This window comes from Pacificispira sp. HM-600 (assembly GCF_977993705.1).
The window spans coordinates 302218-325648 of record NZ_OZ388079.1; the positions used below are offsets into that span (position 1 = coordinate 302218).

The window sequence follows — 23431 nt, forward strand, 5'->3', positions numbered from 1 at the left end:
CGAGGCGGCTCAGGCGCGCGGCTCGCGCCGGCGACTCGGACTGGCAGCTCAGGCCGGCAGGTCGGGCAGCAGGTCCGGCCGGTGCTCGCGGGTTCGTTCGATACTCTGCTCACGCCGCCATGCCGCAATCGCGCCATGATTGCCGCTCAACAGGATGGGCGGCACCTCCAGGCCCCGCCAGACCGGAGGCTTGGTGTAGCTCGGGTATTCGAGCAGGCCGTCCTCGTGGGATTCTTCGACCAGGCTCTCGGGGTTGCCGACGACTCCCGGCACGAGACGCGAGATCGCCTCGATCATCGCCATCGTCGCGACCTCTCCCCCGTTGAGCACATAGTCGCCGAGGCTCACCAGGCGCACGCGGCCACGCTCGGCGTAGTGGTCGACGACGCGCTGATCGATGCCCTCATACCGTCCGCAGGCGAACACCAGGCGCGCCTCTCCCGCCAGCTCTCTCGCCAGCGCCTGCGAGAACAGCTCTCCCGCGGGGGACGGCACGATCAGAACCGAATCCTCCGCGAGGGTCGCATCCAGCGCATCGCCCCACGGCTCGGGCTTCATGACCATGCCCGCGCCGCCCCCGTACGGGGTGTCGTCGACCGTGCGGTGCCGGTCCGACGTCCAGTCCCGCAGGTCGTGCACCCGCAGATCCAGGATGCCGCGGTCACGAGCCTTGCCGATCAACGAGACGTCCAGCACCTCGAAGAACGCCGGAAAGATCGTCACGATGTCGATGCGCACAGGGACGAGTCTAGGGACGATCGGCCGCCTCACCCATCGCTCACGACGCGAACGCGAACGGGAGCGGGAGCGGGGACGATCGTCTCGCTCCCGTTCGCCTACCCACCGACGCGAGGTTCGACGATCAGGCGATCAGCCGCTCAGGTTCGGGATCCGCGATAGCGCTCAAGAGGGAGGGCGTGGCGACGTCACCCTCGGCGACCTCCGGCCACCCGATGGATGCGGGGTGGGCACGGAGATTGCGCAGCCACCAGGCCCAGTCCTCGGGAACGAGCCCGAAGGGGTCCTCGTGTCCGAGTTCGCGTGCAGCCCAGACGGGGTAGTGCGCGTTGGCGAGCGCGGGACGTCCGACATAGACCAGGTCGATCAGTTCACGCGAGATCATCTCGTTGGCGAAAGCGGGATCACCCAGGTTCCAGCTCGTCGCGACGGGGATACCCACCTCCTCGCGGACACGGTTTGCCCGACCGACCATGTACCCCTGCTGGTTGAAGGGGTTCTCGCTCATCTGGTTGGAGTTGATTCCGAGGCTGAGATCGGCGAGATCCAGGCCGTGTTCCTTCATCCATCCGACGGCCGTGATGGCCTCTTCGAGCTGGACCCCGTCGGCATTGAGGTCGTCCACGCCGAGCCGCATGGTGAGGGGCATCCCTTCGGGGATGACGGCGCGCACCGCGTCCAGCGCCTCCAGGTGGAAGCGCGCGCGATTCTCGAGCGAGCCGCCGTACTCATCGGTCCGCTGGTTGGCCAGCGGCGAAAAGAAACTCGAACCCAGGTAGCCGTGGGCGTAGTGCATCTCGATCCACTGGTATCCGGCGTCTACCGCGCGGCGAGCGGCAGAGGCGTAGTCCACCATCAGCTGCGCGATCTCTTCCCGGGAAAGCTCGGTCGGAGCGTACGGCATGTCGTCGCCGTAGGGAATGGCCGACGGTCCACGCGTCTGCCAGCCCAGCTCGTGCTCGGGCGGGAGCATGTGTCCGCCCTCCCAGGGCTTCACGAGCGATCCCTTCCGACCGGTGTGACCCAGCTGAATGGCCGCGACGGCGCCCATGTCGCGGATGATTCGGGTCACGCGCGCGTGCCCTTCGATCTGGTCGTCGTCGTAGATTCCAGCGCAGCTGGTCGTTGTGCGTCCATCAGGCGTGATCGCGACCTGCTCGGGGAAAACCATCCCGAAGCCGCCGGCCGCGCGAGCTCCCAGATACATGACATGGAAGTCATCCATCTTGCCGTCGGTGGAGCGATACATCGTCATCGGGGACATCGCGATGCGATTGCGCAGCGTGACATCCTTCAGCGTGAAGGGCGAAAACAGTTTGGACATGACACTCCTTTGTCGGGGGTGTCGATATTCCAGCAGGGCCACCTACACGCTCGAGTGTCGGCGCAGTTGCACGGCCGTAACAATGTCCTCACCCCCGTGCCTTGGGGATTGTGAGGTTGCGCCGGGTGGCGTGACCGGGTCTGATCCGGCCCGAAGGACGCCGCGCCCGAACTCAGTCGGTCTGTGCGTCCGGTGCCGACGGCTCAGCTGCACCAGCGTCGTCCGACGGAGCCTCGTCCGCGTCGTCGGCGAGGTCCTCGAACAGCCCCGGGGGCGGCGTCACCGTGACGCGACCCGCCGCGACATCCACCTCGGGAACGATCGCGGCGACGAACGGCACCATGACCTCGTTCTCGCCCGCCTTGATGATCAGCAGGTCCTGCGCGGGCATGTGATCCACGCGCACGATCGTGCCGACGCTCACGCCATCACGGACGACATCGAGGCCCACGAGCTGGTGGTCGTACCAGGCGTCTTCTTCGGTCGGCTGAGCCGTGGCATCCGCGTCGATCCAGAGGATCGCTTTGACCAGACCCTCGGCGGCATCACGGTCATCGACGCCCTCGAAGAAGGCGACCGGGTGGCCGTTCATCAGACGGAACTCGCGGACCGTGAGCGACTTGCCATGCCACGCGGAGGATTCGGGAACCTGCAGCGTGAACATTGCGCCGGTGGTGAATCGCCCTTGCGGGTCGTCGGTGTACAGCTCGAGCTTGAGCGCACCCTTCAAGCCGTGCGCCTTCACCAGGCGTCCGACTCGGAGTTGCGTCTTCGCGCCCTCGGGCGGCGTGGCCTTCTCGGCCACGTCAGTCGTCCGCGACATCAACGCGAACGCGTCGGCTTCCCGCGAGAGCGCCGATGAGGGTGCGCAGGGCCTTGGCGTTGCGTCCGCCGCGCCCGATCACCCGCCCGCGATCGTCGGGGTGCACGCGCACCTCGAGAACCTCCCCGCGAGGGGAGGTTGCGGACGTGATCCGGACCTCGTCGGGGTGATCGACGATGCCCTTCACCAGGTGTTCGAGAGCGGCGGACAGCAACGGACTACTCAGCTGCGTTCGCGTCGGCGTCTGCGGGGGCGTCGGCCTCGGCCGACTCGTCCGCCTTCGGAGCCTTCTTCTCGGCCTTCGGCACGAGAACGGCCTTCTTGGCGGCATCCGCTTCGAACGGCTTCTTGGGCTCGGCGACACGCACGGTCGAAACCGCGTCCTTATCACCCTTGAACTTGCCCCAGTCGCCCGTGAGCTTCAGGAGCGCGGCGACCTGCTCGGTCGGCTGGGCGCCGACGCTCAGCCAGTACTGCGCACGGTCGGAGTCGACCTCGATGAACGAGGGCTCCTCGGTCGGGTGGTACTTGCCGATCTCTTCGATGACACGGCCATCACGCTTGGTGCGCGAGTCGGCGACAACGATGCGGTAGTACGGCGCGCGGATCTTGCCCATGCGCTTGAGACGAATTTTGACAGCCACGATTCTCCTGAATGTGAATTACGGAAAGACGAACCGATCGCCTGGAGAGTGGGGTGCACACCCGGCGGAAGCTCAAATGAAAGGGCCCGGGCGCTGGATAGAGGGTCGAGCGCCCACCCGACCCACCATTCTGCCAGATGACGGGGTGCGTCGCGAACCATCCGGATGTCACGGGTGCTGTTCGCGGTGCGTGTCAGACTGAGCGCATGACTGTGACCTTCGCGTCCTCCGGCCGGTCGACGGTCGGACTCGAGTGGGAGATCATGCTCGCCGACGGCGACTCGGGCGATCTCGTCGGACGGGCCGGTGAGGTCACGGAACCGGTCGGTGAGGCGACGAAGCACGAGCGCTACACCGTCACCGAGGAGCTGCTCACCAACACCGTCGAGGTGACGAGCGGCATCGGTGACACCGTCGAAGCTGCCGTGGACGACATAGCCGACGCCATCGCGGCGGTGCGCGAGATCACGAACCCTCTCGGCGTCGAGTTGCTGTGCGCGGGCAGCCATCCGTTCGCGCAGTGGTACGAACAGAGCGTGACCGACAAGACCCGGTACAACACCCTGATCGAGCGCACCCAGTGGTGGGGACGCAACATGATGATCTGGGGCATCCACGTGCACGTCGGCGTCGACGACGTCGACAAGGTGCTCCCGATCGTCAACGCCCTGGCCGTCTATCTGCCGCACCTGCAAGCACTCTCGGCGTCGAGTCCGTTCTGGGCGGGCGAGCGCACGGGCTATGCATCCAACCGCTCCCTGGTCTTCCAGCAGCTACCGACAGCGGGGCTCCCTTGGCCCCTGACGGATTGGGCCGAGTACGAGGCCTACCTCGCGGACATGGTCGGCACCGGAGTGATGGAAGACGCCAGCGAGGTGCGGTGGGACATCCGTCCGGCACCGAAGTGGGGCACGATCGAGGTGCGCGCGTGCGACGGGATGTCGACGTTGCCCGAACTCGCCGCGGTGGCCGCCCTCGTTCAGACGCTCGTGGAGCACTTCTCGCGCGAGCTCGACGCGGGCCGGGACCTGACGATCATCCAGCCGTGGTTCGTGCGCGAGAACAAGTGGCGCGCCGCTCGCTACGGACTGGACGCTCGCGTGATCGTAGACCGGCAGGGCACTCAAGTTCCGGTGGCCGACCACATCCGCGAAACGATGGAACGGCTCGAGACCATCGCCGAAGAACTCCACTGCTCGCGCGAGTTCGCGGGTGTGGGCGACATTCTGGCGAGCGGGGCGAGCTACTCACGGCAGTTGCTGGTGGCGGATGCCGCCGGTGGAGACCTGCGTGAGGTCGTCAAGCACCTCATCCGCGAGTTCCGTGCCGGCCCGACGCTGCGCGAGCACCTGGCGAGACTGGGCGGCACTCCCAGTCTCTGAGCTGCGCCTGTCGCTGAGCTGAGCCTGTCGAAGCGATCGCCCGGGCGATCGAATACGGCTCAGCCTCGGCCGAACAACTTCTGGATCTCGGCGAGGTCCGCCTCGGTCGGCTCCTTCGCCGCGCCGCCCGCGCCGAGGCCGAAGCCCGAACCGGTCGGGGCTTTCGCGACGACACCGGATGACTCGGCCGCACGCTTCGCCGGGTTACCCGACCGCGACCCACCCTTCGCCTTCGCCTGCTTGCCGCGCTTCGACGACGCACCGGGCCGCGCCCCCGGCATGGGACCCATGCCGGGAATCTGCGGGGTGCCGCCGCGTGCGACGGTTTTCATCATCTTCGCGGCCTGGTCGAAGCGCTGCACGAGCTGATTGACGTCGGTCACGGTCATCCCGGATCCGCGCGCGATGCGCAGGCGCCGTGAGCCATTCAGAACCTTGGGGTTTCGTCGCTCGCCCGGCGTCATGGAACGGATGATGGCCTCGGTGCGGTCGATCTCGCGCTCGTCGAAGTTCTCGAGCTGATCCTTCATCCCACCCATGCCCGGGAGCATGCCGAGCATCTTCTTCATCGAACCCATCTTCTTCAGCTGCTGCATCTGCTGAAGGAAGTCTTCGAGGGTGAAGCTGTCGGTCGCGATCTTCTCGGCGACCTTGCGGGCTTCCTCCTCATCGAAGGCGCCCTGTGCCTGCTCGATGAGGGTGAGGATGTCACCCAGGTCGAGGATGCGCGAGGCCATCCGGTCGGGGTGGAAGGCCTCGAGATCGTCGAGTCCTTCGCCCGTCGACGCGAAGATGATCGGGCGACCGGTCACCGATGCGACGGACAGGGCGGCACCACCGCGTGAGTCGCCGTCGAGCTTGGAGAGCACGACGCCGGTGAAGTCGACGCCCTCCTGGAAGGCCTTGGCCGTGTTGACGGCGTCCTGACCGCTCATCGCGTCGATGACGAACAGGACTTCGTCGGGGTTCGTGCCACGTCGGATGTCGGCGGCCTGCTTCATCATTTCGGCGTCGACACCGAGGCGTCCGGCCGTGTCGATGATGACCACGTCGTGCTGCTGCCGCCGCGCGGTCTCGACGCCGTCACGGGCGACGCGCACGGGGTCGCCGACGCCGTTGCCGGGCTCGGGCGCGTAGATCGCGGCGCCAGCTTGGGAAGCGACGACCTGGAGCTGGTTGACGGCGTTCGGTCGCTGCAGGTCGGCGGCGACGAGGAGGGGCGTGTGGCCATCCTTCTCGAGCATCTTCGCGAGCTTGCCCGCGAAGGTCGTCTTGCCCGACCCCTGAAGGCCCGCGAGCATGATGACCGTCGGCGCGGTCTTGGCGAACTGCAGGCGACGCTGCTGGCCGCCGAGGATCGCGATCAGCTCTTCGTTGACGATCTGCACGACCTGCTGGGCGGGGTTCAGCGCCTTGTTGACCTCGTCACCGAGCGCCCGCTCGCGCACCTTGGCGGTGAACTCCTTGACGACGACGAGCGCGACGTCGGCGTCGAGCAGGGCGCGGCGGATCTCGCGAACGGTGCCATCGACATCCGCCGGTGTCAGTTGCCCCTTCTTCCGAAGGTTGCGGAACGTATCGGTGAGCCGATCGGAGAGGGTGCCGAAGGTAGCCATGATGGGTCGAGTTTACGCGAGCCGATGCGCCCGCGATCCCGCACTATGCCCTTCGCGAACGGACGCGACACGCCGTGTGCGCCTGAGACCAGCGGCGTGTTGCGTCCGTTCGCTGCGCCCCGGTCGTTGAGCGAGCGCAGCGAGACGAACCGACGCGGGTCACCCGACCTCGACCCCGAGAGCCGCGCGCAACTCCTCCTTCGCACGCTGATACCGTCCGCGAGCCGTCGAAGCCGGGATGCCGAGAAGCTCCGCCGCGTCGACCAGGCTCAGGCGCTCCCAGTGCACGAGTCGCACGAGCTCTGCGAGGTCGGGGTCGAGCCGGTCGATCGCGTCACGCACCTCCGCGCCGTCATCAGATGCCGGGGCCACGACGTCCGGCGCGTGAATGCCCCGGATGCGATCGGCGAGGGCCCACCGCCGCCGCTCGCCACGAGCGTGATTGAGCAACGTCCCTCGAGCGATGCCGAACAGCCACATGCGCGCGCGTTCCGGATCGCCCGGAATCTCCGCGTTCCGCCGCCACGCGACGACCATCGTCTCGCCGAGCAGATCCGGTGCGTCGTCGATTCCGGCCCGGCGTTGCAGGTAGGCGAGAAGATCAGCGGATGCGTCGCGCAGCGCCGCGGTCAGGCGCTTGTCATCGACCTTCGTCAAGAACCCGCTCCCGGCACATAGAGTTCGTGATTCTCGTCGAAGCACTGAATCTGTCCGCTGCGCTCACTCCCGACGAAGCGATCATCGGGCACAGAGATTCCGGCGTCCCGCAGCGCCTCTGTCTCGAGCTCGGAGACGGCCAGATCCCAAGCCAGCCATTCACGGAACCACGTGCGATGCTCGATTTCATCCGCCCGCTCCTCGGACGAAAGCTGCGACATGTCCGCGCCGGGGTCCTCCCCCTGCGCTGCCTCCATCGCGGCAAAACGCTCCCGCTGAGCTGGGAGCAGCGCCGACGCCTGGCCAACGATGTCCGTCGACTCGTACCACTTTCTGAGGGTCCGGTTGACGTCCGCGAGGAAGCGCGAGTCCACGCCTGCCGTGTACTCGGAAAAGCGCAACTCGCAGTCGAAACCATTCGCCATCGTGAAGCTCACGGCACCGACGGGATCCTGTGCCCACGGCGCCCATTCGAAACCGTCCGTTGCTACAGCGACACCCGCCCCACCCACGAGCAGCGCGGCGAGACCGACTCCGAGCGCAACGCGCGGGATGCGCCGAGGCGACGGACCCACGCCATGGGCATCGGCGATCATCGCGTCGATCTCGACCTTCGGAGCCGGCGCCGTTCGCGGGCTCGAGTGATCGAGCAGATCGTCAAGAGGGTCGGGGGTCATGGTGCCTCTTTCGATCAGGGTGCCGGAGGGTGCCTTCACTCCATACGTGTCCGGCTCCGCGCCGAACGTCCATCACCCCGCGGGAAACTCCATCATCGCGAGCGCGCGATCAACGACCTCGCCGAGGTGCACACGCCCGGCGCCCTGCCGCGCCCACTCCTCTACGGCCGCCATGACCGCTCCCCCATACGCCGCACCGACGACGGTGTCACGCAGCTCGTCGACACCGGCCCGTCGCATCCGATCCGCCACGACTCGTGCGATGCGCGACCCGCGGACGGATGCCTCGCGCTCGAGTTCATCGTCGAGTTCCATCTGGCGGGCGTTCACGAGCGCGAGCGCGAGGCTGTCCGGAGCGAACCCGTCCGCAAGCATCCGGAGAGCAGCGCGTACCTCCGTGTCAACGTCTGCCGAAGAGTCCTGCCCACCGAGACGCACCGCAAGCTCGGCGATCCGCTCGTCGAAACCGCCCCACAGCACATCGGCCTTCGACGGGAAGTAGTTGAAGAAGCTCGACCGGCTCACACCGGCGCGCCGCGTGATGTCTGACACGGACGTCGCGGCGTATCCCTGCTCGAGAAAGAGCTCGCAAGCCGCCTCCGCCAACACCTCGCGCGACGACGCGCGCGGCCGACCTCGAGGTTCCGACGACATCCCCCCAGGCTATCCGCCCATCGCGACCCACTCCCCTGGCAGTAGATGGGCTCTTCCCGCAGAAATAGGCCCATCTACTGCCAGGGGAGCAGCCCAAGCCGCGGGCGGGGGTATTGTTGGACGCGGTCTAGCAATGCCAGGGTGAAAGAGGGAGAGCGCGTGCTTGCAGTGCAGGAGGTCGGGCTTGCACCCGACTACGTCCCCTATCTCGAGGGATGGGAGTTGCAGCGACGCGTCCACGCCGACGTATTCGCCGGCACCCGCCCCGACACGATGCTGTTGCTCGAACACGAGGCCGTATACACAGCAGGCAAGCGCACCGAGTCGCACGAGCGGCCGAACGATGGCACGCCCGTGATCGATGTGGATCGCGGCGGCAAGATCACCTGGCACGGACCCGGCCAGCTCGTCGGCTACCCGATCGTGCGCCTGCACGAGCCCATCGACGTCGTCGCGCACGTCCGCCGTCTCGAGGGCATCCTCATCGAAGCCCTCCGGACCCACGGCGTCGACGGCTACCGGGTCGAGGGCCGGAGCGGCGTGTGGGTCCGTCGCCCTCTCTCCGAAGACAAGGTCGCGGCAATCGGCGTTCGCGTCCAGCGCGGTGTCACCATGCACGGCTTCGCGATCAACTGCAACAACTCCCTCGCGGCGTTCCGCGCGATCGTCCCGTGCGGGATCACGGATGCGGGAGTCACGACGGTCAGCGAGGTAGTGGGAGCGGATGTCTCGCCCCGCGACATCCTCGACACCGTCAGCAGAGCGTTCCAACACGAGTACACAGGAGTCAGCGCGCACGCGGCGACCGCGATCGGACTCCCCGCGTGAGCGGCTGCGGACCGGCGTGCGGATCGGGCTCCCACTCGCACGGCGGGACCTCGACGCCCGCGACCGCGCCCAACGGGCGCAAGATGCTGCGCCTCGAGATCCGCAACGCCGAGACTCCCATCGAGCGCAAGCCGGAATGGATCAAGACCAAGGCGAGAATGGGCCCCGAATACACGGCACTGCACTCGCTCGTGAAAGACGAGGGCCTGCATACGGTCTGCCAGGAGGCGGGCTGCCCCAACATCTTCGAATGTTGGGAAGACCGCGAGGCCACCTTCCTGATCGGCGGTTCGCAGTGCACGCGGCGCTGCGACTTCTGTCAGATCGACACGGGCAAGCCCGCCGACTACGACATGGACGAGCCTCGGCGCGTCGCCGAGAGCGTCACGCAGATGCAGCTCCGCTACGCGACCGTCACGGCAGTCGCTCGCGACGACCTACCCGACGAAGGCGCCTGGCTGCACGCCGAGACGGTGCGGCGCATCCATGCCACCAACCCCAACACGGGGGTCGAGATTCTCGCGGTGGACTTCTCGGGTCGCTCGGACCTGTTGAAGGTCGTCTTCGACGCGCGCCCCGAGGTGTTCGCCCACAACGTCGAGACCGTGCCACGCATCTTCAAGCGCATCCGGCCGGCGTTCCGGTACGAGCGCTCGCTCGATGTGCTGACGCAGGCACACGATGCCGGCCTCATCACCAAGTCGAACCTGATCCTCGGGATGGGCGAAGAGCCCGAAGAGGTCGTCCAGGCGCTCCAGGATCTGCACGACGCCGGAACCGACATCATCACGATCACGCAGTACCTGCGGCCCACACCGCGTCACCTCCCGGTGGCCCGCTGGGTCAAGCCGGACGAGTTCGTGGCGTTCAAGGAAGAGGCGGAGCGGATCGGATTCCTCGGCGTGCTGGCGGGACCCCTCGTGCGCTCGTCGTACCGGGCCGGGCGACTCTGGGCTCAGTCGATGCGGTCGAAGGGGCGCGAGATCCCGGCGCACCTGTCGCATATCGCCGAGGCCGCCGACCTCGGGTTCGCCCAGGCCGTCTAAGAGATCTACTCCGCGCTGGTGACCGACTGGACGTCACCGTCGCTGCTCATGTTGACGAGCAGCACGTCGTCGGTCGCATCCGGGTCGAGCGCGTATTCGAGAACGGCGAACGGATCGCCGCTGCCCATCTCGTCGGCGAGGATCGTCATGCTCATCAGCTGAAGGGACCGGATGACGTCCACGGCGATGTCGCCCGAGATGTCGGTCAGCATCCCCTCGATGTCGTCACCGAGGGTCTCCTGCTGCTGAATGATGTACTCGGTCACCTCGCTCGTGCGGTCATCGAAGAGCGACAGCATCGCATCGCGGGCCCGACGGTCGACTTCTTCGATCGACGACACCAGCGTCGCGGCCATGTCGAGCGCCGCGGACGAGACATCGTCCTGATCGGGCGCGGTGAGATCGACCGTCACAGACTGGTCACCCAGTTCGATGTTCTCGGACCAGAAAATGGATCCGTCCGGTCCGGACTCGAGTACCCCGAAGAAGTCGTGCTCGATCGCCATTCCTCCATGTAACCAGCAGGATGGCGCACACGGTAGCCCGACGCGGCGCGGCGCCGTTTACGAGGCGAACCGAGAGCTGTGCGGCAGCTGCCGACGCGCGTTACGGCGCTCAGTCGACGAGCGCGGACGCGAAGACGTGCGGGGTGAACCCCGTCAGGTCACCGATGCTCTCGCCCTGACCGAGCAACTTGACGGGGATACCCGTGCGCTCCTGCACGGCGAGCACGAAGCCTCCGCGCGCAGAACCGTCGAGTTTGGTGAGAACGAGTCCGGTGACCCCCGCGTGCTCCAGGAACGCCTGCGCCTGCATGACGCCGTTCTGGCCGGTCGTCGCGTCGAGGACGAGCAGCACCTCGCTGATGGGGGCCTGCTTCTCGATGACGCGCTTGATCTTGCCAAGCTCGTCCATGAGCCCGCCCTTGGTGTGCAGGCGACCCGCGGTATCGATCAGGACGATCTCGGTGCCGGTTCGCTGCGCGTATTCGACCGTCTGATACGCGACGGATGCGGGATCCTGACCCTCTTGCTGCGGACGCACGATGGCGGCTCCCCCGCGCTCGGCCCACGTCGCCAGCTGGTCGACGGCCGCCGCACGAAAGGTGTCGGCCGCACCGACGACGACCGAGCGGCCATAGCGCTGCAGGAACTTCGCGAACTTGCCGATCGTGGTCGTCTTGCCCACTCCGTTGACCCCCACGACGAGGACGACAGCGGGACGCTCGGTCAGCTTCAGGGTCGTGTCGAACTTGGCGAAGTGCTCCTCGAGCGTTTCGCGCAGCATCCGCTGCAGGTCTTTCGGGTCGGTCGTGCGGTATCGCTCGACCTTATCGCGCAGTTCGTCGACGATGCGTTCGGTGATGTCGGGGCCGAAGTCGGCCTGGATCAACGCCGTCTCGAGGTCATCCCACGTGGTCTCGTCGATCGTGGGTTTGACGAACATGCCGCGCAGGGCACGACCGAGTGACCAGGAACTTTCTGCCATCCGAATAGCCTACGCGGAGGCGCGCTCGGTCGTTCGATCACCCACGCGCTGACCGACGACGGCCGAGACCCCGTCCTGGCGCATCGACACGCCGTAGAGGGCGTCCGCGATCTCCATCGTCCGCTTCTGGTGCGTGATCACGATCAGCTGGCTGCTCTCGCGCAGTTGCTCGAAAACGCTCAACAGACGACCGAGGTTGGCGTCGTCGAGCGCCGCCTCGACCTCGTCGAGGATGTAGAACGGGCTCGGGCGGGCCGTGAAGATCGCGACCAGCAGTGCGACGGCCGCGAGTGAGCGCTCGCCGCCGGACAGCAGGGAGAGGCGCTCGATCTTCTTGCCTGCCGGGCGCACCGACACCTCGATGCCCGTGGTGAGCATGTTGTCGGGATCCGTCAGCGAGATGCTTCCCGTTCCGCCCGGGAACAACACGGGGAAGACCTCGGCGAAAGCCGCCTTCGTATCGTCGAAGGCCGCGGCGAAGATCGTCTGCATCCGCTCGTCCAGGTCGCCGATGATCGTCATCAGGTCCTTGCGCGTCTGCGTCAGATCGCCTAGTTGCTCGACCAGGAACGCGTGCCGCTGTTCGAGCGCGGCGAACTCCTCGAGAGCGAGCGGGTTCACCCGGCCGAGCTGAGCAAGCGTGCGTTCGGCCTGCTGCAGACGACGCTGCTGGCGTGCGCGATCGAACGGCTCGGATGTGTCTTCGCCCGCCTCGGGCGTCGGAACCTCGCGGTCCGGACCATATTCCTCGACAAGAATATCTTCCTCGAGGCCGAGCTCCGAGCGAGCCCGGTCCAAGAGGCCGGACACGTGCAGACGCTTCTCGTGGATTCTCAATTCCAGCGAATGAACCCCCTCGGTCAACGCCGCGAGACGCTCGCGCAGCCCGATGTCCTGCTCTCGAAGGGTCGCGAGCTCGACGTTCTGCTCCGTGCGCTCTCGCTCGGCGTTCGCCAGATCCACCCCCGCCTGCGCGACTGACCGATCGACCGCATCGAGCACCTGCGGCACGCGGGCGAGCACGCCCGCCGCGGCCTGGCGCTGAGCGCGACGGATGACTGCCCGACGCGCTGCTTCTTCGGCAGCCGCACGCTCGCTCTCACGCCGGCGCTCGAGCGAGACGACCCGAGCCTCTTGTGCGCGGACGCGTTCACGGAGTGTCTCTACCTCGAGCCGCGCGCGCATCTCGGACTCGCGCGCCGCTTCGACCCCGGCGAGTACGCCCTCTCGCGCCGACGCGTCGAGAATCGGCCGAGGTGCCTCGAGCGCTGTGTCGCGCTCATTCGCGGTGCGACGAGCCGCGGCCTCCGCATCGCTGACGGCGGACTCAGCCTGCGCTAGTCCCGCTTCCAGACGCTCACACTCGGCGACCGCCGCCTCATGCTGGACGGTCACGCGGTTGACATGCTCGGCGCGGGCAGCGAGGGCGGCATCGTAGGCGCGCATATCGTGAAGCGCCGCCGCGGCCTTCTGCCGCGCTTCGGCCAGGACGGCCTTGGCGTCGGCCGACGTCTCACGGAGCGAATCGACGATAACGGTCAGCTCGCTCAAACGGTCGGCCGCCGCATCCCTTTCGGCTACCAACGCGAGGCGCGACGGCGACCCGCCACTTCCTCCGCGCAGAAGGTACGCGGTTGCGACCTCCCCCGCGAGCGTGACGACCGTGACGGGTATGGAGCCTGCGGCGCCCTGCAGCTGCGGCCAGGCTGCGCGCGCAGCCTCGAGGTCATCGGCAATGGCGACATGAGCGAGCAGGCCCTGGACTCCGCTCGGTGCGGTCACAACGTCGAGCGCGGGAACGATGCCCTCGAGGCTCGGGAACGTCGTGGATCCCGATGCATCCGCGTCACCCACGACGACCTCCACAGACCCGAGCTGAGCGCGCTCAGCCTCGGCCAGGGCGTCGAACGCCGCGTCGCGCGAATCCACGAGCAGCCCCTCAGCCACCGAACCGAGAATCGCGGCGACCGCGGGCTCGTATCCGGGGCGCACCTGCATGCCGTCAGCCACAAGCCCTCGGACACCCGCTAGGCCCCGTTCGATGAGGGCCGAAGCACCATTGCGCACGTCGAGCGCACGGGTGAGCGCGACCGTCTGCGCCGTCAGGGCACCTGCCTCGCGTTCGGCCTCGTGCAGGCGGTCGCGGATGCCCGTGAGCTCGGCATCCGCGTCGGCGACGGCACGCTGGGCGCGGTCGTAGGCCGCGGGATGGTCCACGTCTCCGGCAGGCTGCGGCAAGGGTTCCAGTCCGTCCAGCGCCTCGGCAGCGGCCGCGCGCCGGGCGAGCGCCGCATCGAGTGCGTTCTGCTGGCGGAGGACGGCACCCCGGACCGCCGCCAGAGCGGATGCTGCGGCATCGGCCGACCCGCGAAGTGCCGTGATGCGCATCTCGTGCTCGGAGACGAGGGCACTCTGCGCGGCGATGTCGGTGTCGAGCGCGTCCAGCTCGGCCCGCGCATGCACCACCGCGCGCCCGGCGTCCGTCGCGATCTCGGCCGCCGCGTCGACCGCGTCGCGCAGCTCGATGATCTCGGCTCGCGCCTCGTCGATGTCGGATTGCGAGACGCTCGATCCGATCTCGGTCTGCTCGTCCGCCGAGCCGAGCAGCGCGATGCGCTGATTCGCGAGCGTGAAGAGCCCACGCAGCCTCTCACGCACTCGCTCCAGCTCGAACAGCACGCTGCGGGCCGTGTCGACCGCATCCGACCCGCGACGTTCGGACTCGAGCACCTCGACCCGCTTGCGGATATCGTCCGCGCGCTCCTGCAAAACGAGACGCTCCGAGTGGCGTTCATGCTCGCTGCGCACGTGTGCCGCGAGTTCATTGCGCAATCCGACGAGCTCATCGGCGACCAGGCGGGCCTTGGCGTCGCGCACGACAGCGGCGATGGTCTGAGCCTCGCGCGCGATCTCGGCCTGGCGACCGAGCGGCTTGAGCTGCCGACGGATCTCTCCCGCGAGATCGCTCAGACGCGTGAGATTCGCCTCCATCGCCTCGAGTTTGCGCAGGGTCTTCTCTTTGCGGCGGCGATGCTTCAGAATGCCGGCGGCCTCCTCGATGAAGCCACGCCTGTCTTCGGGACTCGCCTGCAGAACCGTGTCGAGGCGTCCCTGTCCGACGATCACGTGCATCTCGCGGCCCAGGCCGGAATCGCTCAGAAGCTCTTGGACGTCGAGCAGTCGGCAGGTGTCGCCGTTGATCGCGTACTCGCTCGCGCCGTTGCGGAACAGCGTGCGGCTGATCGTGACCTCGGAGTACTCGATCGGTAGCGCACCATCCGCGTTGTCGATCGTGAGCTGAACCTCGGCGCGACCGAGCGGGCCGCGCGTCGAGGTGCCGGCGAAAATGACGTCGTCCATCTTGCCGCCGCGGAGAGTCTTGGCGCCCTGCTCGCCCATCACCCATGCCAGGGCGTCGACGACGTTCGATTTTCCGGATCCATTGGGCCCGACGATCGCCGTCACACCCGTTTCGAACGCGAACGTCGTGGGTTGGGCGAACGACTTGAACCCCTTGAGCGTCACGCTCTTCAGGTGCATGAATTCAGCCTCCGACCCAGCATTACAGTGCGGTTCAGGCTACCCGAGCCGAGGTGCGCCGCCCGTCAGGCAACGCCCGCGCGGCCACGAATTCTGTGAATCAGCTTGACGTCACCGTCCGGTGCGCGCTAGCGTCGCGTCTCGCGTCAGAGGTTTGAAAGGAGGTCACCATGTTGATGAACCGCACACGCACCCGCATTTCCGCCACTCGCTCCGCTCTCGGCGGGGTCGTTGCGTTCCCCCTGGTGACCGTTTCCCGCGGCGCCTTCTCGGGACACCACGCCCACACCGGCAGCTGACCCGCCCGTAGGAGAACTCTGCCCGTATTCGGGCTGATGACCTCACGCGTGCGGCGGCCGCCCGCGGCTCACCCGCATCCCCTCCGCAAGACCGGCATCTCGGGCGCACTCTCGCGGCCCGTCGGATCACGGCTCCCGGATGCCCCACCTTCGGCATCCCCTTTACCCCTTTTGCAACACATCTCTCGAGGAACCACCATGAACACGCAGCTGACTCAGCCGCACCTGTCCCATCCGCCCGAACCGCTCGCGCTTCTCGCCCCCGCCCCGGACCGCGTCGCCCGAACCTCATTGCTCGACCGAGCGGCAATGCGCGTCGGGCTCTGGCTTGTTCTGTGGGGCTCTCGCCCCGTGAGCCCCACCGACGCGCTCGAGCGTCACCGCCGTCGCGTCTTCCATGCCCAGCAGCGCGAGAAGTACGAGGCGGACGCCGCCTATGCGACACGCCTGTGGATGCACGGCGCCTGATCCGGCGCAGTGCATCCACCTCAACCATCCGGAACAGTTCGGTGACCGGACGCACCGACCCACGAAAGAGAATCTGATGAGCACCACCCCTGCCGGCGTCGAATACCGGCCTCTCGTCATCCCCGAATCCATCGATGCGGCTGACGCCACGGACTTTCACGCGATGACCGCGGTCCGGAATGCCGTCTACCGTCACATCTCGGGACACGATGACCAGGCACTGCTGCCCAGCTACCGCCCCGAGCCCTACGAGATCCGCATGATGTGGTTGGTTCTCGACGACGGGCGACCGGTCGGCCGGGTCGGTCTCGACCTGCCCATCGAGACCGACTCGCGCGTCGCGTACATGTTCATCGAGCTGCTTCCGGATGTCTGGGGCCGCGGCATCGGTACCGGCGCGCTCGAGCTGATCGAACGAGTCGCTCGCGAGAACCGACGCACGGTCCTGCAGTCGTGGGTGGAGCACCCCGACCGCCCCGGTCCGAGGCTCGAGCCTCCGACCGGCTTCGGCAGCATCCCCGCCGTGGACCCCGGAGCACGATTCTTCGTTCGCCACGGATTCACGCTCGAGCAGATCGAGCGCAACAGTGCACTCGATCTGCGGGACACGCGCGACAATGTGGACCGTCTTCTCGCGGAGGCCACGGTGGCGGCCGAGGGATATCGAATCGTGTCGTGGAACGCCCCCACTCCCCCGGAGTTCGCCGACGGCTACGCCTGGATGAAGTCGCGGATGGTCACGGATGCCCCGTCCGCCGCGATCGAGTTCGACGAAGAGACGTGGGACGCGGCCCGCGTCGCGCTGAACGACGCGCGAGCAATCGATGCCGGGCGACTCCTCCACGTCACGGCGGCGCAGCATATCGAGACAGGTGAGCTGTGCGCGTTCAACGAGCTGGCGATCGGTCCCGACCGCACCGCCGCATCCCATCAGGAGGACACGCTCGTGCTGAGCGAGCACCGCGACCATCGCCTCGGGATGCTCGTGAAGTGTGCGGGCCTTCGGGCGTGGCGGGACCTCGCGCCGGAGTCGCCGCGCGTGATCACGTACAACGCCGAAGAGAATCGGCCGATGCTCGACATCAACGAGGCGATCGGCTTCGTCCCGATCGCATACGAGGGGGCATGGAAGAAGGTGCTCGACGTGTGACCCCCGGAATCCGTCCGCCACATCACCGAGACACCCCGCGTGCGACGAGACACCCCACGTCACGTGGTGTTTCGCCACACAAAGGGTGTTTCGGCCCGGAAGTCAGGCGCGCGGCGGCGGGACGCGCTGGCAGCGCGGGCAGAAGTGACTCGAACGATTCATGAAGGATGCACGCACGATCGGGCGCCCGCACCTCTCACACGGCTGGCCCGTGCGGCCGTAAGCCCGCAGGCTGTGAGCAAAGTAGCCGGCCTGGCCGTTGACGTTGACGTACTGCGCGTCGAAACTCGTACCGCCCTCGGCCAGCGCTCGGTTCAGCACCGCCCGCACCTCTGTCAACAATCGCCCAGCTGCGCGCGACGCGAGTGTACGAGCCGGGGTCTCGGGATGGATGCGTGCCGCCCAGAGCGCTTCGTCGGCGTAGATGTTACCGATGCCGCTCGCCAGGGTCTGATCGAGCAGCACGCGCTTGATCGCCGAGTCCTTCCGGGCAAGCGCGTGCACGAACGCTCGGTCACGGAATGCGGCGTCGAGCGGGTCTCGCCCGATGTGCGAGACCTGACCCGGTAGGAACGGATCCGGCGTGCCCCATCCGGCCGCCTCTCCATCCGCGGTCGGCACGAGCGGGTCGATAGCGAGCGACCCGAAAGTGCGCTGATCGGCAAAGACAATATCGAGGGGGCCGTGCTCGGCGTGTTCGATCGACAGACGGATGCGTTCATGACGTTCGATCGATGCGCCGCCCGGCCGCAACAGCATCTGCCCGCTCATCCCGAGGTGGACGAGGATCGCCTCGGCCGCGTCGGTACCGTCGGCCTCGAGAGGCAACCACAGAAACTTGCCGCGTCGCGCCGCGCCGGTGATGCGACGCCCGCGCAGCCGGGCCTCGAAATCGAGCGGCCCTCCCGTGTGCCGCGTCAGGGCACGGCGGTCGCGTGCGTCGACAGCGACGATGCGCGCGCCCGTTACGGCGGGAGAAAGGCCGGCGCGAACGACCTCGACCTCGGGAAGCTCAGGCACTCGCGGAGATGTCGTCGCTCTCGACGTCTCGCGTCGTGATGTCCCGCCAGGCCGCGAGTGCGGCGGCCATCTCGGCGGACTTCTTGCTCGAGCCGACGCCCTGCGCGGCCGTGGCACCAACACGCACGGTGGCGGTGAAGATGCGGTTGTGATCGGGACCCGCGGCCTGAACCGAATACGCCGGCGGAGACTCCTGACGGCGGGCAGCCAGTTCCTGCAGGCTCGTCTTCGGGTCCATCGCGGCGCCGTAGCGCTCGGGGTCACCCAAGAGCGGCTCGATCAACCGCAGCACGAGATCTGTCGCGGCCTCCGCGCCGGCCGACAGGTACGTCGCCCCGAGGATCGCCTCGGTCGTGTCGGCAAGGATCGAGTCCTTGTCACGGCCACCGGTCTGCTCTTCGCCGCGACCGAGAAGAACATGACGTCCCAAGTCGATGTGGCGCGCCGCCTCGGCGAGAGCCACCGTCGAAACAAGGCTCGCCCGGCGCTTGGCCAACGACCCCTCATCCAGTTCCGGATGCCTGGTGAACAGCATGACCGTCACGGCTTGGCCGAGGATCGAGTCCCCGAGGAACTCGAGACGCTCGTTGTGTGGCGTGCCACCGTTCTCGTACGCATACGAGCGGTGGGTGAGCGCAAGCGTCAGCAAACCGGGGTCAATGACGACCCCGAGGCGCTGTACGAGAGCGCGTCTCCCCCCCGGAAGCACTGCCACGGCTACAGCGAGCCGGTCAGACGTCGGCGACTTTGCGGCCCTTGTACTCGAGGAACAGTTCGGTTCCCTGCGAGTCGGTGACCACCTTGGCCTGGTGGGGACGGCTGTAGACGACCTTGCCGTTCTCGACGGTCTTGACGAGCGCGATGGGATCGGCCTTCCACTGCGCGCGGCGCGAACGGGTGTTGGAGCGCGAAACCTTGCGCTTCGGGGGGTTACCTGCCATGGCTCTATCTCTTTCGTTCGAGTCTTAGGGGTTCTGGTCCGGCTCGCGGGCGCTCGCTGAAGCGTCGTCCTGGGCCAGTTGCCTGAGCGCCGACCAGCGTGGATCGAGGTCGGAACTCAGAGAATTACTATCCATATCGGCCAGTCGCTCGCCCGTTACCGGGTCCAACCCGGGGCAATCCGGCTGGCATACCGGCTGAAACGGAAGCGACAGGATAACCGCATCCCTGACAAGAGTTTCAAGATCCACGTGATCGTCTTGAACCTCGAAGTCAGATGTTTCCTGTCCAGGATACGCGAAAAGCTCCTGGAATTCGACTTCGAGGGGTGCGGCGATATCGATCAGGCAGCGTCCGCAGATCCCGACGTACTCTCCGTGCGCCTCTCCGCTGGCCATAATGCCCTCGTGAACCGACTCGAGCCTCACGTCGACATCAACGGTGCCGCCCTGGTCGAGGTGAACGAGGCCTTCGCCCCATCGCTCGGCGAGGGACACCTCGAAGTCGTGCTCGCGCATCTCGCCCGGACGGCGCTCGATGTCGCGGACGTTGATGGCGAATGGTCCTGGCCTGCGGTTTCTCACGGGGGACCATGCTACCCGCGGTGCGCTGCGTCGGGGTCAGGCGGCTCGCGACGCGCGCTCGATTCGTCAGGTCGCGAGTGTGCTCTAGCGTGCGCTGGTTCCCGTGGCGAGGAACCTCGCGACGGGCCCCGGAACGTACGGCGAGACATCTCCGCCCAGCCCCGCTACCTGACGAACGAGCGAACTCGAGACGAGAGCGTGTGACGGGTCAGGCAGGAGAAAGACGGTTTCGACGTGCGCGAGGTGGCGATTCACGATCGCCATGGGCGTTTCGTAGACGACGTCGATCTGCGAGCGGATGCCTTTTACGAGCACTCCCGCCCCCACATCGGTGGCGTAGTCGACCAGAAGCCCCATGCTCCACGATGCGACGATGATCTCACCCTCGATCCCGCTCTCTGCGATCGACTGCTCGAGCAGCTCCAGACGGTGGGCGATGGGGAGCATCGCCTCTTTGTCGGGGTTGTGCACGACGAGGACGTGCAGCGAGTCGTACAGCGACGCGGCGCGACGGATGACATCGAGATGGCCGAGGGTCGGCGGGTCGAACGAACCCGGAACGACCGCGATCCTGTTGTTCACTCGGCCAGCCTATCCGCGCTCACCGCACGTGACCGAGCAGCGTTACGTCGGACGGCCTTCTCGGCGCACTTTTCGGTCAGTTACGCGCCATCGCCGCGCGGTCCTCGACGTCCAGACGACGATCGATGGCACGAGCGAGCCCCGTATGAGCGCTGAGGTCCGGATCGTCGCGAAGAATCCCCTCGGCCTCAGCGCGTGCCTCGGCGATGAGCGGAGCATCCGTCACAACGCGCAGCAACCGCAGCGACGAGCGAGCACCCGATTGGATGTCCCCCAGCACATCGCCTTCGCCCCGCAGTTCGAGGTCGACCTCGGCGAGTTCGAAGCCGTCGAGCGTACGCGCCACCGCCTCGACGCGCGCGCGGGCGGGCGTTCCTCCCGGCGCCTCGGTCACGAGCAGGCACAGGCCGGGGACGCCGCCTCGGCCCACGCGTCCCCGCAGCTGATGCAGCTGCGACACGCCGAAGCGATCGGCCTCGAGAATGACCATGGTCGAGGCGTTGGGCACATCGACACCCACCTCGATTACGGTCGTCGCGACGAGCACGTCGATCTGGCCGTCAGCAAAGGCCCGCATCGTCGTATCCTTCTCGTCCCCCGGCATGCGCCCGTGCAGGATAGAAACGCGCAGGTCGGCGAAGTCGGCCCGGGTCGCGAGCATGCGTTCGACCTGCACGACTCCCCAGCGCACGCGCGCTGTCTCGCCCTTGACGGGTGGCGCTTCGACCGTTTCGTCGGTCGCCGCCTTGCCTGTGGCCTCGACATCGATCGCGGGGCAGACGACGAAGACCTGGTGTCCCTTGCCGACCTCTTCCGCCGCGCGCTGCCACACGCGCTCGAACCACGCTGGCTTCTCGTCCACCGGGGCCACGAACGTTTCGATGCCGGCGCGACCGACGGGCATGGTGCGGATCGTCGACACATCGAGATCGCCGAACACCGTCATCGCGACCGTGCGCGGGATGGGCGTCGCGGTCAGCACCAGCGCGTGGGGGCTCGAACCCTTTGCCCGCAACGTCTCCCGCTGCTCCACGCCGAAGCGGTGCTGCTCATCCACCACCACGAGGCCGAGGTCGGCGAAGGTCGTCGTGTCGCTCAAGAGGGCGTGCGTACCGATCACGATCAGCGCCTGCCCCGAGGCAACGCGGAGCGCTGCGCGGCGACGATCCGCCGCCCCCTGCTGACCGGTGAGCAGCGTCGGCATGAGCTCGGGCGCGAGATCGGGCCCGAGCATCCGTGCGATCGATCGCAGATGCTGCCCGGCGAGGACTTCGGTCGGGGCGATGAGGGCGGACTGTCCACCGGACTCGGCGACCTGGAGCATCGCCCGCAAAGCGACGAGTGTCTTACCCGACCCCACCTCACCCTGAACGAGCCGGTTCATCGGCCACGCACCGACCAGGTCCCCCGCGATCTGCTCGCCGACGTCGTCCTGGTCGGGCGTCCGCGTGAACGGCAGCGCCGCGTCGAAGCGTTCGAGGTAGCCGCCGCCCTGTGCGGGGCGCGGCCGCGCCGACAGGGCACGGACCGCGGCACGCTGCTGGAGAAGCGCCGTCTGCAGGACCAGCGCCTCGTGCATCCGGAGCGTTTCGTGGGCGATGTGAACGTCGGAGTCGGATGCCGGGCGGTGGATCTTCGTGAGTGCTTCTCGGGCGGGGACCAAACCCTTTCGGACACGGAGCGGATCGGGAATCGGGTCGTCCACCTCGCCGAGGGCGCTCAGGACGAGCTCGATGATCTTGCCGAGCTGCCAGCTCGTGGTCGTTGACGTCGCGGGATAAATCGGAATCGGGAGCTTTGCGTACTCCTGCGCGCTGCGCCGTGCGGTCTCTTCGTCGTCGAAGAGCTCGTAATCCGGATGCGCCAGCTGTTTGGTATTGCGATACTCGCCGACCTTGCCCGCGAAGATTCCACGGCGACCCGCGTGAAGGTCTTTCAATCGCCACGTTTGGTTGAAGAACGTCAGCGTGAGACGCCCCGGTCCATCACTGATGACGACCTCGAGTATCGAACCCTTGCGAGCCTGCATTCGGCGCTCGCCCGCGCTGACGACCTCGGCGACGATCGTGACCTGCTCCCCCACCGGTAGATCACGGATGGGCGTCAGCTCACCGCGATGGGCGTATCGGCGGGGGTAGTGCGCCAGCAGGTCACCGACCGTGCGCATGCCGAATGCGCGCGCGAGCGCTGTGGCGGTCTTGCCTCCCACGACGCCCTCGAGCCGAGTTTCGAGAAGCACCGACGACATCCCCCGACTCTAGTTCGCGGGTGCGACATCGCCGTGCCCGACAGTTTGTAGGGTGTGAGGATGACCCGGATCATCGCAGGCGGAGCCCGCGGTATCCGGCTCGCCGTCCCCGCCCGCGGCACACGCCCGACGAGTGATCGTGTGCGCGAGTCGCTCTTCGCTGCCATCGAGGCAGCGGGCGCGTTGGATGACGCGCGCATCCTCGACCTGTACGCGGGGTCGGGCGCACTGGGCCTCGAGGCGCTTTCCCGCGGTGCGGCATCCGTCGATCTCGTGGAGTTGTCGCGCCCGGCCGCGGCGATCGCGCGCGACAACATCGGCCGGGTCGAGCGATCCCTCGGCCGCACGGGACGTGGACGCGTGCACACGGCCGCCGCGGATACGTACCTGCGCGGTCCTGTCGGCCCGTTCGATCTGGCCTTCCTCGACCCGCCATACGAGCTGGGCGAATCCGAGCTGACCACGACGCTCTCCCTCCTCGCGCCGCGCATGGCGGAAGACGGTGCGGTCATCGTCGAACGTTCGCGACACTCCCCCGAGCCGGGATGGCCGCCCGGCCTCGAACTCGCGCGCGAGCGCGCCTACGGCGACACGGTCATCTGGCAGGCGCACTGAACGTTTGCGGGCGCACTGAGTTCTCATCGGCGCACTGAGTTCTCATCGGTGCACTGAGTTCTCATCGGCGCACTGAGCGCGAGCAGGCGCGCGGAGTTCCGGCGGGCGA

Annotated in this window: 24 protein-coding genes; 6 read left to right on the forward strand and 18 right to left on the reverse strand. The window is 67.3% G+C overall.

All coding sequences use genetic code 11. The features are described 5' to 3' along the window. Positions 1-48 precede the first annotated feature (48 nt). From trmD to rpsP, 5 genes are all read right to left on the reverse strand, one after another. Entirely contained in the window at positions 49-738 is a 690-nt protein-coding gene (gene trmD, locus ACXZ1E_RS01420) for a tRNA (guanosine(37)-N1)-methyltransferase TrmD (RefSeq protein ID WP_304689011.1), read from the reverse strand. A 124-nt stretch (positions 739-862) separates the two neighbouring features. Further along, positions 863-2062 (reverse strand): NADH:flavin oxidoreductase/NADH oxidase, encoded by a 1200-nt coding sequence (locus ACXZ1E_RS01425; protein WP_304689010.1) that lies wholly within the window; start codon positions 2060-2062, stop codon positions 863-865. 172 nt (positions 2063-2234) lie between these two features. After that, complete coding sequence (gene rimM / locus ACXZ1E_RS01430) at positions 2235-2885, reverse strand: ribosome maturation factor RimM (RefSeq protein WP_370651837.1); 651 nt, start codon at positions 2883-2885, stop codon at positions 2235-2237. Next, on the reverse strand, positions 2869-3099 hold the full coding sequence (locus ACXZ1E_RS01435; protein ID WP_036296939.1) for an RNA-binding protein: 231 nt from the start codon (positions 3097-3099) through the stop codon (positions 2869-2871). Before ACXZ1E_RS01435 ends, rimM begins: the two co-directional genes overlap by 17 nt. A 4-nt stretch (positions 3100-3103) precedes the next feature. Beyond that, positions 3104-3529, reverse strand: coding sequence for a 30S ribosomal protein S16 (gene rpsP / locus ACXZ1E_RS01440; protein WP_458041688.1), 426 nt, complete (start codon positions 3527-3529; stop codon positions 3104-3106). A gap of 206 nt (positions 3530-3735) precedes the next feature. Here rpsP and ACXZ1E_RS01445 point away from each other — a divergent pair, with 206 nt between their 5' ends. Next, positions 3736-4911 (forward strand): glutamate--cysteine ligase, encoded by a 1176-nt coding sequence (locus tag ACXZ1E_RS01445; protein WP_458041689.1) that lies wholly within the window; start codon positions 3736-3738, stop codon positions 4909-4911. A gap of 59 nt (positions 4912-4970) precedes the next feature. Here ACXZ1E_RS01445 and ffh read toward each other — a convergent pair whose 3' ends face one another. The 4 genes from ffh to ACXZ1E_RS01465 all read right to left on the reverse strand — a co-directional run bounded on the left by ffh (position 4971) and on the right by ACXZ1E_RS01465 (position 8515). After that, positions 4971-6527: a signal recognition particle protein gene (ffh, locus tag ACXZ1E_RS01450; protein ID WP_458041690.1), complete on the reverse strand. Its 1557-nt coding sequence runs from the start codon at positions 6525-6527 to the stop codon at positions 4971-4973. 159 nt (positions 6528-6686) lie between these two features. After that, positions 6687-7184: an RNA polymerase sigma factor gene (locus ACXZ1E_RS01455; protein WP_458041691.1), complete on the reverse strand. Its 498-nt coding sequence runs from the start codon at positions 7182-7184 to the stop codon at positions 6687-6689. Further along, on the reverse strand, positions 7181-7861 hold the full coding sequence (locus ACXZ1E_RS01460) for a hypothetical protein (RefSeq protein WP_458041692.1): 681 nt from the start codon (positions 7859-7861) through the stop codon (positions 7181-7183). Before ACXZ1E_RS01460 ends, ACXZ1E_RS01455 begins: the two co-directional genes overlap by 4 nt. 72 nt (positions 7862-7933) lie before the next feature. After that, positions 7934-8515: a TetR/AcrR family transcriptional regulator gene (locus tag ACXZ1E_RS01465; RefSeq protein ID WP_458041693.1), complete on the reverse strand. Its 582-nt coding sequence runs from the start codon at positions 8513-8515 to the stop codon at positions 7934-7936. Between the two features lie 45 nt (positions 8516-8560). Between ACXZ1E_RS01465 and lipB the strand changes: the two genes are divergently transcribed. Together lipB and lipA are read left to right on the forward strand one after the other, a co-directional pair. Then, a complete protein-coding gene (lipB, locus tag ACXZ1E_RS01470; RefSeq protein WP_458041694.1) occupies positions 8561-9343 on the forward strand; it encodes a lipoyl(octanoyl) transferase LipB in 783 nt (260 codons plus the stop codon). Positions 9344-9426: 83 nt separating this feature from the next. Next, a complete protein-coding gene (gene lipA, locus ACXZ1E_RS01475) occupies positions 9427-10389 on the forward strand; it encodes a lipoyl synthase (RefSeq protein WP_458041695.1) in 963 nt (320 codons plus the stop codon). Positions 10390-10394: 5 nt separating this feature from the next. Here lipA and ACXZ1E_RS01480 read toward each other — a convergent pair whose 3' ends face one another. The 3 genes from ACXZ1E_RS01480 to smc all read right to left on the reverse strand — a co-directional run bounded on the left by ACXZ1E_RS01480 (position 10395) and on the right by smc (position 15417). Beyond that, the gene (locus tag ACXZ1E_RS01480; RefSeq protein WP_036296915.1) at positions 10395-10895 is read right to left on the reverse strand and encodes a DUF2004 domain-containing protein; all 501 of its coding nucleotides are present in this window, start codon (positions 10893-10895) and stop codon (positions 10395-10397) included. Positions 10896-11004: 109 nt separating this feature from the next. Further along, complete coding sequence (gene ftsY / locus ACXZ1E_RS01485) at positions 11005-11877, reverse strand: signal recognition particle-docking protein FtsY (protein WP_458041696.1); 873 nt, start codon at positions 11875-11877, stop codon at positions 11005-11007. 9 nt (positions 11878-11886) lie between these two features. Continuing rightward, positions 11887-15417 carry a chromosome segregation protein SMC gene (gene smc / locus ACXZ1E_RS01490; RefSeq protein WP_458041697.1) on the reverse strand — a complete coding sequence of 1177 codons (3531 nt, stop codon included), beginning with the start codon at positions 15415-15417 and terminating at the stop codon, positions 11887-11889. 497 nt (positions 15418-15914) lie between these two features. Between smc and ACXZ1E_RS01495 the strand changes: the two genes are divergently transcribed. Both ACXZ1E_RS01495 and ACXZ1E_RS01500 read left to right on the forward strand, forming a co-directional pair. After that, positions 15915-16184, forward strand: coding sequence for a hypothetical protein (locus tag ACXZ1E_RS01495; RefSeq protein WP_458041698.1), 270 nt, complete (start codon positions 15915-15917; stop codon positions 16182-16184). Between the two features lie 76 nt (positions 16185-16260). Continuing rightward, entirely contained in the window at positions 16261-17334 is a 1074-nt protein-coding gene (locus ACXZ1E_RS01500) for a GNAT family N-acetyltransferase (protein ID WP_458041699.1), read from the forward strand. A 102-nt stretch (positions 17335-17436) separates the two neighbouring features. Here the strand turns inward: ACXZ1E_RS01500 and mutM are convergent, their stop codons facing one another. The 6 genes from mutM to ACXZ1E_RS01530 form a co-directional block, all read right to left on the reverse strand. After that, positions 17437-18354, reverse strand: coding sequence for a bifunctional DNA-formamidopyrimidine glycosylase/DNA-(apurinic or apyrimidinic site) lyase (mutM, locus tag ACXZ1E_RS01505; RefSeq protein ID WP_458041700.1), 918 nt, complete (start codon positions 18352-18354; stop codon positions 17437-17439). After that, complete coding sequence (rnc, locus tag ACXZ1E_RS01510) at positions 18347-19069, reverse strand: ribonuclease III (protein ID WP_458041701.1); 723 nt, start codon at positions 19067-19069, stop codon at positions 18347-18349. The genes mutM and rnc overlap by 8 nt, the downstream gene beginning before the upstream one ends. Before the next feature lie 16 nt (positions 19070-19085). Then, entirely contained in the window at positions 19086-19295 is a 210-nt protein-coding gene (gene rpmF / locus ACXZ1E_RS01515) for a 50S ribosomal protein L32 (RefSeq protein ID WP_458041702.1), read from the reverse strand. Between the two features lie 24 nt (positions 19296-19319). Further along, complete coding sequence (locus ACXZ1E_RS01520) at positions 19320-19877, reverse strand: YceD family protein (protein WP_458352019.1); 558 nt, start codon at positions 19875-19877, stop codon at positions 19320-19322. A gap of 84 nt (positions 19878-19961) precedes the next feature. After that, the gene (gene coaD, locus ACXZ1E_RS01525) at positions 19962-20459 is read right to left on the reverse strand and encodes a pantetheine-phosphate adenylyltransferase (RefSeq protein WP_458041703.1); all 498 of its coding nucleotides are present in this window, start codon (positions 20457-20459) and stop codon (positions 19962-19964) included. Between the two features lie 76 nt (positions 20460-20535). Further along, on the reverse strand, positions 20536-22707 hold the full coding sequence (locus ACXZ1E_RS01530) for an ATP-dependent DNA helicase RecG (protein WP_458041704.1): 2172 nt from the start codon (positions 22705-22707) through the stop codon (positions 20536-20538). A 60-nt stretch (positions 22708-22767) separates the two neighbouring features. Here ACXZ1E_RS01530 and rsmD point away from each other — a divergent pair, with 60 nt between their 5' ends. Beyond that, on the forward strand, positions 22768-23322 hold the full coding sequence (gene rsmD, locus ACXZ1E_RS01535; RefSeq protein ID WP_458041705.1) for a 16S rRNA (guanine(966)-N(2))-methyltransferase RsmD: 555 nt from the start codon (positions 22768-22770) through the stop codon (positions 23320-23322). Positions 23323-23431: the final 109 nt, after the last annotated feature.

What these genes read in the sequence shown, in the direction of transcription:
- ACXZ1E_RS01480 (WP_036296915.1), bottom strand. Translation starts at nt 10,895, where the DNA reads ATGGCGATCGAGCACGACTTCTTCGGGGTACTCGAGTCCGGACCGGAC.
- lipB (WP_458041694.1), top strand. Translation starts at nt 8,561, where the DNA reads ATGGGCTCTTCCCGCAGAAATAGGCCCATCTACTGCCAGGGGAGCAGC.
- ffh (WP_458041690.1), bottom strand. Translation starts at nt 6,527, where the DNA reads ATGGCTACCTTCGGCACCCTCTCCGATCGGCTCACCGATACGTTCCGC.
- ACXZ1E_RS01445 (WP_458041689.1), top strand. Translation starts at nt 3,736, where the DNA reads ATGACTGTGACCTTCGCGTCCTCCGGCCGGTCGACGGTCGGACTCGAG.
- ACXZ1E_RS01500 (WP_458041699.1), top strand. Translation starts at nt 16,261, where the DNA reads ATGAGCACCACCCCTGCCGGCGTCGAATACCGGCCTCTCGTCATCCCC.
- rsmD (WP_458041705.1), top strand. Translation starts at nt 22,768, where the DNA reads ATGACCCGGATCATCGCAGGCGGAGCCCGCGGTATCCGGCTCGCCGTC.
- rimM (WP_370651837.1), bottom strand. Translation starts at nt 2,885, where the DNA reads ATGTCGCGGACGACTGACGTGGCCGAGAAGGCCACGCCGCCCGAGGGC.
- smc (WP_458041697.1), bottom strand. Translation starts at nt 15,417, where the DNA reads ATGCACCTGAAGAGCGTGACGCTCAAGGGGTTCAAGTCGTTCGCCCAA.
- ACXZ1E_RS01460 (WP_458041692.1), bottom strand. Translation starts at nt 7,861, where the DNA reads ATGACCCCCGACCCTCTTGACGATCTGCTCGATCACTCGAGCCCGCGA.
- ACXZ1E_RS01465 (WP_458041693.1), bottom strand. Translation starts at nt 8,515, where the DNA reads ATGTCGTCGGAACCTCGAGGTCGGCCGCGCGCGTCGTCGCGCGAGGTG.
- ACXZ1E_RS01530 (WP_458041704.1), bottom strand. Translation starts at nt 22,707, where the DNA reads ATGTCGTCGGTGCTTCTCGAAACTCGGCTCGAGGGCGTCGTGGGAGGC.
- rpmF (WP_458041702.1), bottom strand. Translation starts at nt 19,295, where the DNA reads ATGGCAGGTAACCCCCCGAAGCGCAAGGTTTCGCGCTCCAACACCCGT.
- ACXZ1E_RS01495 (WP_458041698.1), top strand. Translation starts at nt 15,915, where the DNA reads ATGAACACGCAGCTGACTCAGCCGCACCTGTCCCATCCGCCCGAACCG.
- ACXZ1E_RS01425 (WP_304689010.1), bottom strand. Translation starts at nt 2,062, where the DNA reads ATGTCCAAACTGTTTTCGCCCTTCACGCTGAAGGATGTCACGCTGCGC.
- ftsY (WP_458041696.1), bottom strand. Translation starts at nt 11,877, where the DNA reads ATGGCAGAAAGTTCCTGGTCACTCGGTCGTGCCCTGCGCGGCATGTTC.
- lipA (WP_458041695.1), top strand. Translation starts at nt 9,427, where the DNA reads ATGCTGCGCCTCGAGATCCGCAACGCCGAGACTCCCATCGAGCGCAAG.